This is a genomic window from Agrobacterium sp. LMR679, assembly GCF_027157905.1.
Lineage (GTDB): Bacteria > Pseudomonadota > Alphaproteobacteria > Rhizobiales > Rhizobiaceae > Agrobacterium > Agrobacterium leguminum.
The window spans coordinates 813,058-829,109 of the sequence record NZ_JAPVOJ010000002.1; the positions used below are offsets into that span (position 1 = coordinate 813,058).

A 16,052-nucleotide genomic window follows, 5' to 3' on the forward strand; every position below is an offset into this window, starting at 1 on the left:
GTCGTGTTTCGGAAGCCGGCTTTGAATTCGCTAAACAATTCGATGTTTCAGAGGCATAGACAGACAACAAACCCTGCGATAACGTGGATTTAAGCCCTCCTGAGCAAATTGTCACAAGGCAACGATAAAGAGACGGCAAGGAACCCTTTGGCATGAGCGCAGGCGCAGATTTGCTCCGTATTGAAAATCTGCGGGTCTCGTTTTCTCTCATGGGCGGCACCATCGATGCCGTCAGGGGCGCGAGCCTTCGTATTCTTCCGGGAAAAGTCACTGCTCTTGTCGGCGAGTCCGGCTCCGGAAAATCCGTCATCGGCCAGACCATCATGGGCATCCATCCCAAAACGGCGCGCGTGAATGGCCGTGTACTGTTCACCGATCCGGAAAATGCTGCAGCCGGCCCCATCGATCTGCTGCAATTGCCGAAGGACGGCCGGGAAATCCGCTCGATACGCGGAAATCGCATCGGCCTGATCTTTCAGGAGCCGATGACGTCTTTCTCGCCGCTGCACACCATCGGCAACCAGATCGACGAGGCGCTCAGGATTCACAGCATCCTGTCACCGGCCGAACGTGCGGAAAAAATGCATGAAACGCTCGACCTTGTGGGGTTTTCCAAACCCAAGAAGGTCGTGAACATGTATCCCTTCGAGCTGTCGGGCGGCATGCGCCAGCGCGCGATGATCGCCATGGCGCTGATCTGTCGTCCCGCACTTCTGATCGCCGACGAACCGACGACCGCGCTGGATGTGACCATACAGGCGCAAATCCTCAAGCTACTGCGCGACCTCCAGAGCCGTCTGAACATGAGCATGCTGCTCATCACCCACGATCTCGGCGTGGTGGCCAATATCGCCGACGAGGTCGCAGTGATCTATCAGGGCGAGATCATGGAGGCCGGCACGGTCGACGACATTTTCAAGTCGCCGAGCCACCCCTATCTCAAGGGCCTGATGGCCGCCGTGCCGCATTTCGACATGAAGCCCGGCGAAAGGCTGAAGGCGCTTCGCGAAATCAACATTGACCACGAAAGCCTCGTCGGCAAAAAAAACGCCACAGTGAACAAGACCCCCGGCCCGCTTCTGACCGTGGACAATATCAGCAAGACGTTCACGACCCGGAAGTCCAGCTGGTTCCGCAAAGGCGACGCCAACGCCACCAAGGCGGTCAACAGCGTCAGTTTTGAAATTCGTCGCGGAGAATGCCTTGGGCTGGTAGGCGAAAGCGGCAGCGGCAAAACCACCGTCAGCAAAATCCTCATGCGCGCCGTTCGCCCTGATGAAGGCTCGGTAACCTTTCACCGGCCTGAGGGAGACATCGATGTCCTCAATGCCAGGGACGGAGACCTGAAAGAGCTGCGGTCGAAGATACAGATGGTCTTCCAGGACCCGATATCGTCGCTGTCTCCACGCATGACCGTGGGCAATATCCTGAGCGAGCCGCTGGAAATCCACGGACGGGGCGATGCGAAATACCGCGCGGAGAAAGTACGCAATCTCGTCAGGGCCATCGGTCTCGGGGAAAGCGCGCTCAACCGTTACCCGCACAGTTTCTCGGGTGGCCAAAGACAGCGTATCGGCATCGCCAGGGCATTGGCGCTCGGTCCCGAACTTCTCATCTGCGACGAACCCGTTTCCGCGCTCGATGTCTCCGTGCAGGCGCAAATCCTCAATCTGCTGAAGGATTTGCAGCAGGATCTCGGGCTGACCTATCTCTTCATTTCGCATAATCTGGCGGTGGTGGACTATATGGCCGACCGCGTGGCCGTGATGTGCGAAGGCCGCATCGTGGAGCTGGCGCCGCGCGAAATCCTGATGCGCTCTCCGGTCCATCCCTATACGAAATCCCTGCTGGCGGCCGTGCCTTTCCCCGATCTCGACCGCCCGCTCGATTTCCGCACCATCGGCAAGATCAGCGCGACGGGCAAATTCGACTGGGGCAAACAGTTCCGCGACGAGGGTGATGGCGACATGATCTCCGCCGATCTCGGCGAAGGCCATTTCGTGCTTGCAAACGGCAATGCCGATATCCGGGAGCTTCGCCCTTGATCACGCGTCGCACCACCCTTGCCCTCCTGGCCTCCGTCTTCCTGCCGGCCTATGCGCGGGCCGCCTATACCGACCCCTCCTATTTCAAGGAAAAACGGGAAAAGGGCGAATTACCCGACGTGGCCGAACGCCTGCCGAAAAACCCGCGCGTCATCGACATGAAAGCACTTGGCCGCGAGCCGGGAAAACATGGCGGCACGGTGCGTATGCTCATTGGCGGCCAACGAGACATTCGCCTGATGCCGATCAGCAGCTATGCCCGCCTTGTCGGTTATGACGAGAAATTCGAGCTTCATCCGGATATTCTTGAAAGCTACGACGTTCAGGAAGAACGCATCTTCACTTTCAAGCTGCGCGAAGGCCACAAATGGTCCGACGGCAGCGACTTCACCTCTGAGGATTTCCGCTATTTCTGGGAGGACGTCGCCCTCAACAGGGAAATTCACAAGGGCGGCCCGCCGATCGAACTTCTGGTCAACAGCAAGCCGCCGCTTATCGAAGTCATCGACCGGCTGACCGTGCGCTACACCTGGGACGGTCCGAACCCGGATTTTCTGGCGAAGCTCGCAGCGGCCTCACCGGCCCGGCTGTTCCTGCCCGCCGCCTACATGAAACAGTTCCACGTCAAATATCAGACTGCGGAAAAGCTCGCCAAGCTGATCAAGAAAAACAAGACGGATGACTGGAGCGGGCTGCATATCAAGATGTCGCGGCAGGTTCGGCCAGAAAATCCCGATCTGCCGACGCTGGATGCCTGGCGCAACACCACCGCGCCGCCGGCCGAACAATTCGTCTTCGAGCGTAACCCCTATTATCACCGGGTCGACGAAAACGGCCTGCAACTGCCCTATCTCGATCGTTTCCTGCTCAACGTCACTTCGTCCGATATCATCTCGGCCAAGACGGCGTCCGGCGATAGCGATCTGCAATATTTCGGCCTCGATTTCGCCGATTACACCTTTCTGAAGGATGCCGAAAAGCGCTTTCCCCTGAAGGTGAACCTCTACAAGCGCTCTCAGGGTTCGCGCATCGCGCTGCTGCCCAACCTCAATTGTGCCGACCCGATCTGGCGCAGCACTTTTCAGGATGTGCGCGTGCGCCGGGCGCTGTCGCTCGCGATAAACCGGCACGAAATCAACATGGTCTGCTTTTACGGGCTGGCAAAGGAAAGCGCCGATACCGTTCTGCCGGAAAGCCCGCTTTACCGGCAGGAATTTGCGGACGCCTGGAGCGCTTTCGACCGGGCGGCGGCCAACAGGCTGCTTGACGAAGCCGGTCTCGACAAGCGCGACAATGCCGGCCTTCGGCTCCTGCCGGATGGCCGCCCGGCCTATATCATCGTCGAAACGACTGGCGAAAGCACGCTCGAAACCGACGTGATGGAACTGGTGACGGATCACTGGCGACATATCGGCATTGCCGTTTCCGTCCGTCCCACCCAGCGCGATGTCTTCCGCAAGCGCGCCATGGGCGGCGAGGTGCTGATGTCGGTATGGATGGGCATGGACAACGGTGTGCCGACGCCGGACATGCTGCCTTCCGGCCTCGCGCCCACCGGCGATGACCAGCTGCAATGGCCGGTCTGGGGCGTGCATTATCTTTCCGGCGGCCGCGAGGGCAAGGAGCCCGATCTGCCAGAGGCGGCGCATCTGCTCGATCTCCTGAAAAAATGGCGCAGAAGCGTCACCGAACAGGAGCGCGAAGCCATCTGGCTGGAAATGCTGGGTATTTATACGCAGCAGGTGTTTTCCATCGGCATCGTCAACGGCGCGCTGCAACCCGTCGTTCATGTCAAACGCATGCGAAACGTGCCGGACAAGGCGCTTTTCGGTTACGAGCCCACATCCTATCTCGGCGTCTATATGCCGGATAGCTTCTGGTATGACGGAGACGCCTGATATGCTGCGGTATATTTTAAAGCGCATCCTCGTCATGATCCCGACGCTGATCCTGATCTCGATGCTGGTCTTCACCATCATCGAGCTGCCGCCGGGCGATTATTTCGAAAGTTATGTCGCCGAGCTGCGCGCCATGGGCGAGACGGCAAACCTTGCCGAAATCGAGGAGCTGCGTGTCCGCTACGGTTTCGACCAGCCGGCACCGATCCGTTATTTCCGCTGGGCGACCGGCATGCTGGTCGGCGATTTCGGTTATTCCTTCGAATATCAGCTGCCGGTCAGCGATGTGGTGGGAGACCGCCTGTGGCTGACGGTTCTGGTCTCCTTCGTCACCATCATCGTCACATGGCTGCTCGCCTTTCCGATCGGCATCTACTCCGCCACGCATAAATACAGCTGGGGCGATTACGGGCTCACCTTCCTCGGCCTGCTCGGCATCGCCATTCCCAACTTCATGCTGGCGCTGATCCTGATGTATTTCGCCAACATCTGGTTCGGCATTTCCATCGGCCATCTGATGGATCGGGAATATCTGAACCAGGCGATGAGCTGGGCGAAGTTCAAGTCGATCCTCGAACATATCTGGATCCCTGTCCTCATCATCGGAACGGCGGGCACCGCCGGTATGATCCGCCGCCTGCGCGCCAACCTGCTCGATGAATTGCAGAAACAATATGTGGTCACCGCCCGCGCCAAGGGGCTGCATCCCTTCAAGGTGCTCACCAAATATCCGCTGCGCATGGCGCTGAATTTCTTCATATCGGATATCGGCTCGATCCTGCCCGCGATCATCTCCGGCGCGGAAATCACCGCCGTCGTGCTGTCGCTCGAAACCACCGGTCCCATGCTCATCAGGGCGTTGCAGAGCCAGGACATGTATCTGGCCGGCTCGTTCCTGATGTTCCTCGCATTCCTGACGGTGATCGGCGTTCTGGTGTCGGATATCGCCCTTGCCATACTCGACCCGCGAATCCGCTTCGGAGGTGGTAACGTCAAATGACTTCATCCATTCCGAAACCCGGCGAAGCGCTGCCCCATTACGTCTCGACCGCGCCCTTCGACCCGTCGCTGATCGAACCCAACACATCCGGAATGGCGGCCTTCAGCAAGGCCTCGCAGCTGCGCCTCATGTGGTGGCAGTTCCGTCAGCACAAGATCGCGGTGTGGTCCGGCGCCTTTCTGGTGGTGCTTTATCTTTCGATCCTGATCTGCGAATTCCTCGCACCCTATAATCTCCACACCCGCAATATCGAGCATATCTACGCCCCGCCGCAGGCCATTCACCTGTTCAATGATGGAAAATTTGTCGGACCCTTCGTTTATGGCCGGGAAATGACGCTCGACATGGACAATCTGAGACGAGTCTACCGGGATGTGCCGACGGATATCCAGCCGCTGCGTTTCTTCTGCAAGGGCGACACCTATCGCTTCTGGGGCATGTTCGAGGGCAGAACCCATCTCGTCTGCCCGGCGGAGGGCGGTGAATTGTTCCTGCTTGGCACGGATCGCCTCGGTCGTGACGTGCTATCCCGCATAATATATGGCGCGCGCATTTCGCTGACCATCGGCCTTCTCGGCGTCGCCATGAGCTTCGTTCTCGGCATTGTGATCGGCGGTCTGGCGGGTTATCGCGGCGGCACATTCGATCTGATTGTCCAGCGCATCATCGAGGTCCTGCAATCCATCCCGAGCATTCCGCTCTGGCTGGCGCTTGCGGCGATCATGCCGGTGACCTGGAGCCCCATCCTCGTCTATCTTGGCATCACCATCATTCTCGGCATGCTGGACTGGACGGGCCTTGCGCGCGCCGTGCGCTCGAAACTTCTGGCGCTTCGCGAAGAAGACTATGTTTTGTCTGCACAATTAATGGGTGCCGGCACGCCGCGCATCATCGGCAGGCACCTTATTCCCGGCTTCATGTCGCACTTGATCGCATCGGCCACCCTGACGATACCGGGCATGATTCTCGGCGAAACCGCACTGAGCTTCCTCGGCCTCGGTCTCAGGCCACCGATCACAAGTTGGGGAATTCTGCTCACGGAGGCGCGCAGCGTCAGCGTCATTGCGCTATATCCATGGCTTCTCATCCCGACGATCCCGGTCGTTCTCGTCATTTTGGCCTTTAATTTCTTCGGTGACGGACTACGTGATGCTGCGGATCCCTTCAGATAAAATGGAACACCCTTTGATAAACTGCCCTTCCGCCATCGCCTTTTTTGTGAAAGGCAAAAAGAGGTGTGGCCCATGACCTCCCGTTTGAACGACGCGCGTATCCTCATGTACAGCCACGATTCCTTCGGGCTCGGGCATCTGCGGCGGTGTCGCACCATCGCGCATGCTCTGGTGGAGGATTATCGCGGCCTCAACGTCCTCATCATTTCAGGCGCGACGATTGCCGGCGCTTTCGATTACCGCGCGCGCGTCGATTTCGTGAAAATCCCAAGCGTCATCAAGCTGCGCAACGGCGAATATACGTCCATGGACAGACATATCGATCTTCAGGAAACGCTGAAGATGCGCCGCTCCATCATCTACCACACCGCCGAAAGCTTCCAGCCGGATATCTTCATCGTCGACAAGGAGCCCATGGGCCTGCGCGGCGAGGTGGAAGAAACGCTCGCCTATCTCAAGGGACAGGGCACCAAGCTCGTCATCGGCCTGCGCGACGTCATGGATGCGCCGCAGCTGCTCGAAGCGGAATGGAAGCGCAACAATGTCATGACCAAGATCGGCCAGTTCTATGACCACGTCTGGATTTATGGCCCACCCGATTTCCACGATCCGCTGACGGGGCTCGACGTTCCGCACACCGTTCGCGACAAGATGGATTTCGTCGGTTTCCTGCAAAGATCCAGGACGCAGGCCGAGACCGTATCGCATCGGCCGGAAGGCGATTACCTTCTCGTCACCACCGGCGGCGGCGGCGATGGCAGCGAATTGATCGACGACGTCATCAACGCCTATCGCCATGACAGCGAACTGACGCACAAGGCGCTGGTGGTGCTCGGCCCCTATATGCCGGCGGATCAACGCCAGCGTTTCATGAGCAGCGTTGCCGATATTCCGCATATCGAAATCATCGAATTCGACAACCGCATGGAAGATCTCGTCGCCGGCGCGCAGGCCGTCGTCTCCATGGGCGGATACAACACCGTCTGCGAGATATTGTCTTTCGACAAACCCGCCCTCGTCGTGCCGCGCACGGTGCCGCGCGAAGAGCAGCTTATCCGCGCCAGCCGCGCCTCGGAGCTTGGTCTTTTCGATATGCTTCTGCCGGAAGATGCCGAAAACCCGGCAAAAATGGCGGCAGCTTTGAAAGCGCTGCCGAACCGCGCGCCGCCTTCCGTCAATGCGCGCGGGTTGAAGCTGGACGGTCTGGAAAACATATCGCGCCGGATAGCCGAATGGCTGCCGCCCGAGGGCGACAAGGCGCCGATCACGCTGACCGCGTGACCGGTTCCCCGACAAACACCGCTTCAAAAGAGACACGCGCAACGTGACCGATACAAAAAAATCGTGGTGCTCCTCAAGGGATATCCGCGCCTGTCGGAGACTTTCATCGCCCAGGAACTTCTGGGGCTGGAGAAAGCCGGACTGAAACTCGAACTCATGTCCATGCGCCGGCCGACGGATAAAAAACGCCATCCCGTTCACGATGAAATCCGCGCGCCCGTCACCTACCTGCCGGAATATCTGCACGAGGAGCCGTTGCGGGTTCTGAAAGCCCTATGGGCCTGCCGCAAAAAGCCCGGTTTCACCAGGGCACTTCGCCACTTTTTCAACGACCTGCCGCATGATCTCAGCCGCAATCGCTTCCGCCGTTTCGGGCAAGCTGCGGTGCTCGCGCATGAATGGCCGGCGGATGCCGAATGGCTGCATGTCCATTTCATCCACACGCCCGCCTCCGTCGCCGCCTATACCCACCTCATCACCGGCACGCCCTGGACGATTTCAGCCCACGCCAAGGACATCTGGACCTCCAGCGACCGCGACCTTGCCGCCAAGCTGCAAAGCGCCCGCTGGGCGGTGACCTGCACAGCCGGCGGCTTTCGGCATCTGCAGACCCTTTCCGGGTCAAGGCAGAATGTGCATCTGAGCTATCACGGCCTCGACCTCACCCGTTTCCCGCATTTCGACACGCCACGACCGGCGAGAGACGGTTCAGATGCCGATGATCCGGTCAGGATTTTGAGCGTCGGCCGGGCGGTCAAGAAAAAGGGCATCGATATTCTCCTGCGCGCCCTCGCCTCGCTGCCGCAGGATATCCATTGGCGCTTCACCCATATCGGCGGCGGCGATGAACTGGCCTCCCTGAAGAAACTTGCAGACGAACTCGGCGTCGCCGACAGGATCGTCTGGACCGGGGCCATGGACCAGAAGCAGGTGCTGGAGAACTACCGGGAAGCGGACCTCTTCGCCCTTGCCTGCCGCATCACCAGCGATGGCGACCGCGACGGCCTGCCAAATGTGCTGGTCGAGGCCGCGAGCCAGGCGCTAACCTGCATCTCCACCAATATTTCCGGCATTCCGGAGTTCTTCGTCAGCGGTGAAAACGGCTTGCTGACGGAACCGGAAAATCCGACAGCCTTCGCAGAGGCCCTGCGCACGGCCATCACCGATCCGCAATTGCGCCAACGTCTTGGCAGTGCCGCCGAAAACCGTGTGCGCACCGCCTTTGACCATCGCACCAGCATTGTCGAGCTGAAGGCCCTGTTCGAGACCGAGTGGGAAAAAACGCCATGACCGATACGGAAAAACGCCCCTGCGTCTTCTTCTACGTCCAGCACCTTCTCGGCATCGGCCATATCGCCCGCGCCAGCCGCATTGCCAACGCCCTTCAGGCGAACGGTTTCGATGTCGTGCTGGTTACGGGCGGCACCCCGGTTCCGGGCTTTCCGGGCGAGGGCATCCGCCATGTCGAATTGCCGCCCATCGCCGTCAGCGACGGCAGTTTTGCCGGCCTGGTCGACAGTTTTGGCAAACCGGTGGACGACGACTTCAAGAGGCTGAGAACCGACATGCTGATCGGGGCCTATCACGGCGCCAAACCCGATATCGTTATCATCGAGGCCTTCCCGTTCGGTCGCAGGCAGGTGCGTTTCGAATTGTTACCGCTTCTCGATGAGATAGAAGACAGCGAACCGCGCCCGCTCGTCATGGCTTCGCTGCGCGACATCTTGCAGGAAAAGACCAAACCGGGCCGGGACGAAGAGACCGTGTCGCTGGTGAAGAAACATTTCGATGCGGTGCTCGTCCATGGCGATCCGGATTTCGCCCGGCTGGAAGACACGTTTCCCCTCGCAGGCGAAATCAGCCAGCGCATCATCTATACCGGCCTCGTCGCCCCCTTCCGCCGCCGGAACCGGCGGAGAAATTCGATATCGTGGTTTCCGCAGGCGGCGGCGCCGTTGGGGCCGCACTCATACGGGCTGCTCTCGAGGCTGCCCCCCTGCTGGATGGCATCAAGAGCTGGTGCCTCGTGACCGGTCCAAACATGCCGCAGGCGGATTTCGATGCGATATCGGCGCGGGCGGCGGGCAATGTGTCCGTCTTCCGTTTCCGCAAGGATTTCGCAAGTTTGCTCGCCGGCGCACGGCTTTCGATTTCACAGGCAGGTTACAACACCGTCTGCGATATTCTTCAGGCAAAATGCCGCTCGCTTCTGATCCCCTTCGCAGCCGGGGGCGAAACCGAACAGAGCGCCCGCGCCGAACGGCTGGCGCGGTTGGGGCTGGCGCATGTGCTGGAGGAGAAGGATATTTCGGCGCAAGCGATGGCCGATGCCATCAAGACGGCATTGTCCCTGCCGGCTCCCGGCACGATCACGCTCGATCTCGATGGCGCAGCCGGAACCGCTAGAGCGTTGCGCCGCCTTTATGATGAGCGCTGAGGATCGTCTTCAACTCGCGAACCGCCGCCTCATCGGTAACCTTGCGCCCTGCGCCGGTGAAACCGAGCTTCGCCACCCTGCTGTCCGGATCAAAGGATGGAACGGCGGAACAGGATGCGTGGATTTCCGAGATCGGAAAGCGATCCAGCAATGTCTGAACGCTCTGCGGACGCACGCCGGCACCGGGCATGATGACGATCCGGCCTGCGGCCATCTCGGACAGGTGTGCCAGGGCCTCAATCCCCTCAAGCGCCGAACGCGCGCCGCCGGAAGTGAGAATTCTTGGAAACCCCAACGCGATGGCGGCTTCCAGCGCCTCTTCCATGTCAGGCACGACATCGAAAGCGCGATGCAGCGTCACATCCAGCCCGTCGGCGTGACTGCGCAGTTCTTCAAGCAAGCAGATATCGAGCGAACCATCACCACGCGATGCGCCGAGCACCACGCCGGAAAGGCCGGCGGCACGCGCCGCGTCGATATCGCGTTTCATCACATCCGCTTCGTCGCGCGTGAAGACGAAATCACCGGCGCGCGGCCTGATCATGACGCTCACCGGCAACCCACAGGACGCCGCGCGCTGCATGAAACCCGCCGATGGCGTCACACCGCCGCCCGAAAGCGCCGCGCACAGCTCGATCCGATCGGCCCCGCCGCTGACCGCCGCTTCCAGACCGGCGACATCGTCCACGCAAATTTCGAGAATCATCGTAACCTCTTTCATTTGAGTGGCCGTTACCTGCGGCGGCCCTTTCCATCAAGCGCGTAAAGCATATAAACGCCGCCGAGCCCCACGATCGCCCCCAATATGGAGGTTCCCGAATAGCTGGAGACCAGGGTTCCAACGGCAAAAATCAACGCACCCAGACCAGCGCCGAGGAAGATATTGACCGCAATCAGCGAGCTTCCGAGTCCCGGCCGGTCCGCGATCAGTTCCTGCAGATAGGTAATTGGAATGCTGATGATCGCGGCGGCGCCCAGCGCACTGATGACCGTTTGGGCGTAGATATGCCACGGCGCTGAAGCGAGCCCCTGCAGAATAAGATAGATGGCGTAAAGCCCCGCTCCCGCCGCAAGTGTCAGCGTCTGCGGAACCTTTTTCTCGATCCAGCCCCACAGGAGAATGAAGACGATTTCCAGCGCAGCGACGATACCCGCAACAATACCGATATCCGCCACCGTGCCCTTGGCCTGTCCGGTTATGATGAGCGAGCGCACGGAATCGTTGAGATGCAGCATCGAGCAGATGAGCGCGATGGCGATGATCCGGAGCAGCACCCGCCGCGATCCGATTTCCGCAAGCGAGGCGCGCAGGCCGAACCGCGCTTCGGTATTTGCCGAAGCCGGCGTGGCGGCCCGCGGCAGGCAGAAGGCGACAAGCAGAAAGCAGACAAGCGCGCAGATGCCCGAAAACAGGAATGCCATCAGCATATTGTCGGAATTCACCAGAAAAACACCGACAATGCCCGGCACCAGCACCCAGGAAAGCGAGATGGTTGCCCGCATGATCGAATTCACCGCGATCATCTCACCCGTCGAAAGGTTGCGCGCATCGGCGCGCACATGGGCGAAGATCAACGAATTCATCGCTCCGAAAATCGGCAGAAGCACCAGCTTCGCGGCCACGAAGGCGGTGGCGTTGCCGGCCAGATAGACCAGCAGATAACCGCTGACGCCGAAGAGCGCGATATAGAGCATTGGCTTGCGATATTCACCCAGCCTGTCTGCGACAATGCCCATCAACACGCTGGCGCTGACATTGATGACGGCGGCAAACAGCATCAGAAGCGAATAGACGCTGTTGCTCAGCCCGATTTCGCGAATGCCGATGACCGCCTGATAGGGGGCGGTCGCCGCATTCGAAAAGCCGAAGAACAGAATGGCGAGCGCCCCGATACGGATCGACGGATTGTTGATGACGATGGAAAGAGCCGACGGCATGGATATTCGCCTGAGATGATCCGGCACCGCCGGATCGCTGGGTAAAAGCTACCGAACCGCTGTCATCGCCAGCGGGCCGAAAGGATGGGTTGAGGGGTATAATCGAAATGCGGCTTCCATGGGTAAAAATCGCCGTCCCGGCGGCGATTGGGAAGGTTTTCGATATCCTGATTGATGACCCCTTCCGTCAGCGCCATGAGGTTGGGGTTGGCGATAGGCGCAAGCTCCGGTGAAAGATAACCGGACTTGACGACCAGTAGCCGCACCTCCTTTGGATTAAAGCCGAGACGGGTGAAATCGGAAATCATGTGATAGGGCCTGCGCCGCGCGGCCAGAATGACCGTGATACCGCCGATGGCGACCACAGCCTGCCGCTGATCCGCAGCACCTGGATCGTCCAGCTTCACAACGCGGGCGTCGACGGTCACGGACGGGCTCTGTGGATCGAGACTGCCGCCGATCTTCAGGGAAAGCGCAGCACCTTCGCCGGCCGCAAAGCAGGCTTCGACCGCCGGCCTGTCGGTGATGCCGCCCAGCAGCGCACCCTGCCAGTTGCGCGCAATCAGTGCAGCCAGAACATCGGCGCGATCGCCAACCCCGCCGCCGGTTGGGTTATCGCCGGAGTCGGCCAAGATGATCGGCCGCGTTGCCGTGTTTTCGGCGACATCCAGAATGGCCGCGAGCGGCTCGGTCACGGGGCCGAAACGAAAATCCTGCCGGGCATTCCAGTAGGATTGCGCGATCTCGGTCGCGACCGCCTGTGCGGCTGCTTTGTCCATTCCCGTCACGACGGCGCAGGCCGTCGCCCGGGGTTCGTCCGCCCAGACGTAGCCGATCATGAAATTCGCATCCCAAATGCCGGGCCGCGCATCGTGATCCGGCAGAACGGCGTAAAGGCTTTTGGCAGGTTCGTCTTCCGTGGATGTCTTCTCCCCCGGCAGCAGAACCGGAATTTTCGCCCAGGCCACGCCGGGCTTTTCGCCCGTCTTCAGGGCCTTCAGCAGCATCGTCCACGCCCGCACCATCGTCTCGCGCACATCGATATGCGGTGCAGTTCGGTACCCGGCAAATATGTCGAGCTGATCGATGATCGTCTGGCTGACATTGCCATGCAGATCATAGCTCGCAGAGACCACGACATCCGGCCCGACGACGGCGCGGGCACTTGAAATCCAGTCACCTTCCGCATCGTCCATGCCTTCGACATTCATCGCGCCGTGCATGGCGAGATAAAGCCCGTCCAGCGGCAGGCAGGCCTTAAGGCGTTCGAGAAACTCCGCCTTGAACGCCTCATAGGCCACGCGCGAAACCGGTCCGCCCGGCACCGCCCGCGCATGCAGAAGCGGCAACACCTCCGCCCCGCCTTCACCGAGGAAATTGAAATACTCGGCCTCCAGCAGTTCCGCGCCGCGAAAGACGCGAAAATCCTGCTCGCCCATCAGCACCGGCGAATAGGTGCTGCATTCGGTATGAATTCCACCCACGGCAATACGCATGTCGGTTTCCCCCTCAATAAACCGGGTTCAAGGGGACGATGGCCGCAAAACGCAGCCAGTCCTTTTGCGCCTTTGGCGTCCACGCCGCCTCGGCAATCGCCGGCAGACGGGGGAAAACCAGATGGTTGAAATAGGCACGATTGAGGAAATGTTCGGACCAGATGCAGGCCTGAACGCCCTTCATCCGCTCCTTCAACTCCTCGGGAAATTCGCCGACAGCCTCATAGGCATAGGTATGCGAAGGCGGAACGGTGCCGGCCCAGCTTGCGCCCGGCTCCTGCCATGCTTCATCCTGCACCATGTCGAGATAATAGGCCTGGCCCGGTGTCATCACCACGTCATAGCCTTGGCGTGCAAGCTCAAGCCCGACTTCCGGCTTCTGCCACGCCATCAGCAATGTTCCGGCCGGATCGACGCCGCCGCCATGGGAAACCTCGTCCCAGCCGGCAAGCTGGCGGCCGCGCTCATGCAGCATCCCCTGAATGCGCTTCATGAAATAGGACTGGATGCCGAAGGTGCCGTCGAGCCCTTCCTTTTCCATCAGCGCCTTGGCAAGCGGCGAGGCCAGCCACGACCCATCCGCAACCTCATCGCCGCCGATATGGATCAGCCGCGACGGGAAAAGCTCGACCATCTCGTCGAATATCCTGCCGAGAAATTCATAGGTCAGCTCGATGGCCGGGTTGAGCGCATTGTTCGGATATCCCTGCACAGAGCGGTAGCTGTCCGGCGCTTCCTGCCCGTCCGTCAGCTCCGGATAGGCCACGAGAGCCGCCGTGCTGTGGCCGGGAATATCGACTTCCGGCACGATTTCGACGTTCAATGCCGCCGCATGCGCAACGACCATGCGCACCTCATCCTGCGTGTAATAGCCCGACACCGGCTCAGCCCCGTTACCGAGCTGCGGCAGAAGCGGCGCATCCGGGCCGCGCGTGGCACCAACGGTGGTCAGCAGCGGATAGGCCTTGATTTCGAGCCGCCATGCCTCGTCATCCGTCAGGTGCCAATGGAAGCGGTTCATGCGCAGCCATGCGAGAATATCGATAAGCCGCAGGACATCGCCTGTGGGATAGAATTGCCGCGAGACATCGAGATGGCAGCCGCGCCAGCTGTAACGGGGCGCATCGCTGATGGCGCCGGAGGCCGGGAAGCGGAATTGGGGATCGATGCGCGCGCCATGCAGCAGCTGCGCCAGAACCGTCAGGCCATATTGCAGACCGGCAGCGGCCGAATATTCCACGACCACCGCTTCTTTTGAAAAAGTGAGGCGATAACCTTCCGCTTCCAGCCCGCTATGCCGCTTGAAACGAAGCGGTTTTCCCTCATGAACCGGCGCAAGGCTGAAAGGCACGTGTCCGACGGCAAAGAGCCGGCGGAACAGCGAAAGCACGGTTTCCACCGCAAGCACTTCTTCTGCACCCGCATCTTGCGCCGGGAAGAGCGCGACGGGAAAACCCTCGCCCGGTTCGGCGTCGATTTCAGCGGGCCAGGGCTGAATGGAAAAGGGCAGATCGAGCTTGCCTTCGGGAAGCAGCACCGGTGCCGGCTCGCTGTGACGCCCATCCAGCATCAGGTCACCGACATCGACGGCGCGATGCGTTCCATCGGCAAGGCTGACATAGGCGGATTTTGCGCCATCCGTGCGATGCCGGGCCGGCCGCAGCAGGCCATCGACGGTGAAGCGCCAGGATTTCCCCGGCTCGAGCACGAAGCCCGCCGGCGGTGCAAACTCATGGAAATTGGCGTTGCGGCGCAGATAAATAGCATTGTCGCAAATGGGCTTGTCTACCGTCCGCGTCAACGACGTGTAGACGATGCGAAAATCCTTCAGCGGCTCGCGCGAAAGATTGACCAGAGTAAAGGTAAAACCGCCCGAGGCGGAATCTTTGAGCGGATGCCAGGAATTTTCGAGACGATAATGTGCGAGCGCCATGATGCTCCCCTTTATTGCGCATTGAGCCCTCAGGAGGGCTTCGGTCAGTAATGTTCGGATTGCGAGAAGGTCCGGGCCAGCGGCGCCTGCCCCGCCGTCAGTCCGCAATCGACCGGCAGGCACACGCCGCTGATCGCCTCCGCCTGTGGGCCGGCCAGAAAGGCGACGGCGTTGGCCACATCTTCGGGCCTCACGATGCGTTGCAGCGGATACCAGTGCTTCGCCTCTTCGAAGACCTGAGGATTGGCGGCGGCCCGCGCCTCCCATGCCTGGGTGCGCACGGTGCCCGGCGCAACGGCATTGGAACGGATGCCGAATTTGCCATATTCCACGGCGATCAGCTTGGTCAGATGGATCAAGCCGGCCTTTGCGGCGCTATAGGCCGGATGACCGAAGACCGCCATGCCGTTGACGGACGTGATATTGACCACCGACCCCTGGGTCCGCTTCAGCGCCTCTTCGAAAGCCCTGAAGCAGAGAAACGGCGCTTCCAGATTGAGGGCATTGTCTTTGCGCCATATATCGGCGGTCGTGTCGTGCAGGCTGACCGCTCTTGCCGCGCCCGCATTGTTGACGAGGGTTACAACATCGCCCAGCTCCGCGACCTCGGCGGCCAGCCTCGCAAGGTCCTGCGGATCCGTGACATCGCAGGTTTTCGCAACGAAGCGGGGACTGGAAAGCAGGGATAGCGCGCTCGAAAGGGCGCCGGGGTCGATATCGACCAACACGACCTTTGCATGGTTTTCAGCGAGCGCCGTGGCAATTGCCCGGCCAATATCACCTGCCGCGCCGGTAACGACGGCGAGCTGGTCTTTCCTGTCCTTCATCTCCTGCAACTCCCTTGAAGCTTTC

Annotated in this window: 11 protein-coding genes and 1 pseudogene; 7 read left to right on the forward strand and 5 right to left on the reverse strand. The window is 60.3% G+C overall.

Annotated elements, in window-relative coordinates:
* Window positions 1-152: 152 nt before the first annotated feature.
* From O3W47_RS14740 to O3W47_RS14770, 7 genes and pseudogenes are all read left to right on the forward strand, one after another.
* Complete coding sequence (locus O3W47_RS14740) at window positions 153-2,045, forward strand: ABC transporter ATP-binding protein (protein ID WP_137452678.1); 1,893 nt, start codon at window positions 153-155, stop codon at window positions 2,043-2,045.
* Complete coding sequence (locus tag O3W47_RS14745; RefSeq protein WP_269314037.1) at window positions 2,042-3,943, forward strand: ABC transporter substrate-binding protein; 1,902 nt, start codon at window positions 2,042-2,044, stop codon at window positions 3,941-3,943. Before O3W47_RS14740 ends, O3W47_RS14745 begins: the two co-directional genes overlap by 4 nt.
* Before the next feature lies 1 nt (window position 3,944).
* A complete protein-coding gene (locus tag O3W47_RS14750) occupies window positions 3,945-4,943 on the forward strand; it encodes an ABC transporter permease (RefSeq protein WP_059759955.1) in 999 nt (332 codons plus the stop codon).
* Window positions 4,940-6,115: an ABC transporter permease gene (locus O3W47_RS14755; RefSeq protein ID WP_080815729.1), complete on the forward strand. Its 1,176-nt coding sequence runs from the start codon at window positions 4,940-4,942 to the stop codon at window positions 6,113-6,115. The genes O3W47_RS14750 and O3W47_RS14755 overlap by 4 nt, the downstream gene beginning before the upstream one ends.
* Before the next feature lie 72 nt (window positions 6,116-6,187).
* Window positions 6,188-7,396 (forward strand): glycosyltransferase family protein, encoded by a 1,209-nt coding sequence (locus O3W47_RS14760; RefSeq protein ID WP_127756583.1) that lies wholly within the window; start codon window positions 6,188-6,190, stop codon window positions 7,394-7,396.
* A 60-nt stretch (window positions 7,397-7,456) separates the two neighbouring features.
* The gene (locus O3W47_RS14765) at window positions 7,457-8,686 is read left to right on the forward strand and encodes a glycosyltransferase (protein WP_442864635.1); all 1,230 of its coding nucleotides are present in this window, start codon (window positions 7,457-7,459) and stop codon (window positions 8,684-8,686) included.
* Window positions 8,683-9,833: pseudogene (locus O3W47_RS14770) on the forward strand (glycosyltransferase family protein). The gene O3W47_RS14765 and the pseudogene O3W47_RS14770 overlap by 4 nt, the downstream one beginning before the upstream one ends.
* Here the strand turns inward: O3W47_RS14770 and O3W47_RS14775 are convergent.
* The 5 genes from O3W47_RS14775 to O3W47_RS14795 all read right to left on the reverse strand — a co-directional run bounded on the left by O3W47_RS14775 (window position 9,799) and on the right by O3W47_RS14795 (window position 16,027).
* Complete coding sequence (locus O3W47_RS14775; protein WP_269314038.1) at window positions 9,799-10,539, reverse strand: copper homeostasis protein CutC; 741 nt, start codon at window positions 10,537-10,539, stop codon at window positions 9,799-9,801. The pseudogene O3W47_RS14770 and the gene O3W47_RS14775 overlap by 35 nt on opposite strands.
* 26 nt (window positions 10,540-10,565) lie before the next feature.
* Window positions 10,566-11,771: an MFS transporter gene (locus O3W47_RS14780; protein ID WP_269314039.1), complete on the reverse strand. Its 1,206-nt coding sequence runs from the start codon at window positions 11,769-11,771 to the stop codon at window positions 10,566-10,568.
* A gap of 62 nt (window positions 11,772-11,833) precedes the next feature.
* Window positions 11,834-13,267, reverse strand: coding sequence for a M81 family metallopeptidase (locus O3W47_RS14785; RefSeq protein ID WP_269314040.1), 1,434 nt, complete (start codon window positions 13,265-13,267; stop codon window positions 11,834-11,836).
* 13 nt (window positions 13,268-13,280) lie between these two features.
* Window positions 13,281-15,200: a beta-N-acetylhexosaminidase gene (locus O3W47_RS14790; protein WP_269314041.1), complete on the reverse strand. Its 1,920-nt coding sequence runs from the start codon at window positions 15,198-15,200 to the stop codon at window positions 13,281-13,283.
* Between the two features lie 44 nt (window positions 15,201-15,244).
* On the reverse strand, window positions 15,245-16,027 hold the full coding sequence (locus O3W47_RS14795) for an SDR family oxidoreductase (RefSeq protein WP_269314042.1): 783 nt from the start codon (window positions 16,025-16,027) through the stop codon (window positions 15,245-15,247).
* Window positions 16,028-16,052: the final 25 nt, after the last annotated feature.

Excerpts from the sequence above, each read along its gene's own strand:
- O3W47_RS14740 (WP_137452678.1), top strand. The coding sequence starts at position 153 with ATGAGCGCAGGCGCAGATTTGCTCCGTATTGAAAATCTGCGGGTCTCG.
- O3W47_RS14750 (WP_059759955.1), top strand. The coding sequence starts at position 3,945 with ATGCTGCGGTATATTTTAAAGCGCATCCTCGTCATGATCCCGACGCTG.
- O3W47_RS14755 (WP_080815729.1), top strand. The coding sequence starts at position 4,940 with ATGACTTCATCCATTCCGAAACCCGGCGAAGCGCTGCCCCATTACGTC.
- O3W47_RS14760 (WP_127756583.1), top strand. The coding sequence starts at position 6,188 with ATGACCTCCCGTTTGAACGACGCGCGTATCCTCATGTACAGCCACGAT.
- O3W47_RS14775 (WP_269314038.1), bottom strand. The coding sequence starts at position 10,539 with ATGATTCTCGAAATTTGCGTGGACGATGTCGCCGGTCTGGAAGCGGCG.
- O3W47_RS14780 (WP_269314039.1), bottom strand. The coding sequence starts at position 11,771 with ATGCCGTCGGCTCTTTCCATCGTCATCAACAATCCGTCGATCCGTATC.
- O3W47_RS14785 (WP_269314040.1), bottom strand. The coding sequence starts at position 13,267 with ATGCGTATTGCCGTGGGTGGAATTCATACCGAATGCAGCACCTATTCG.
- O3W47_RS14790 (WP_269314041.1), bottom strand. The coding sequence starts at position 15,200 with ATGGCGCTCGCACATTATCGTCTCGAAAATTCCTGGCATCCGCTCAAA.
- O3W47_RS14795 (WP_269314042.1), bottom strand. The coding sequence starts at position 16,027 with ATGAAGGACAGGAAAGACCAGCTCGCCGTCGTTACCGGCGCGGCAGGT.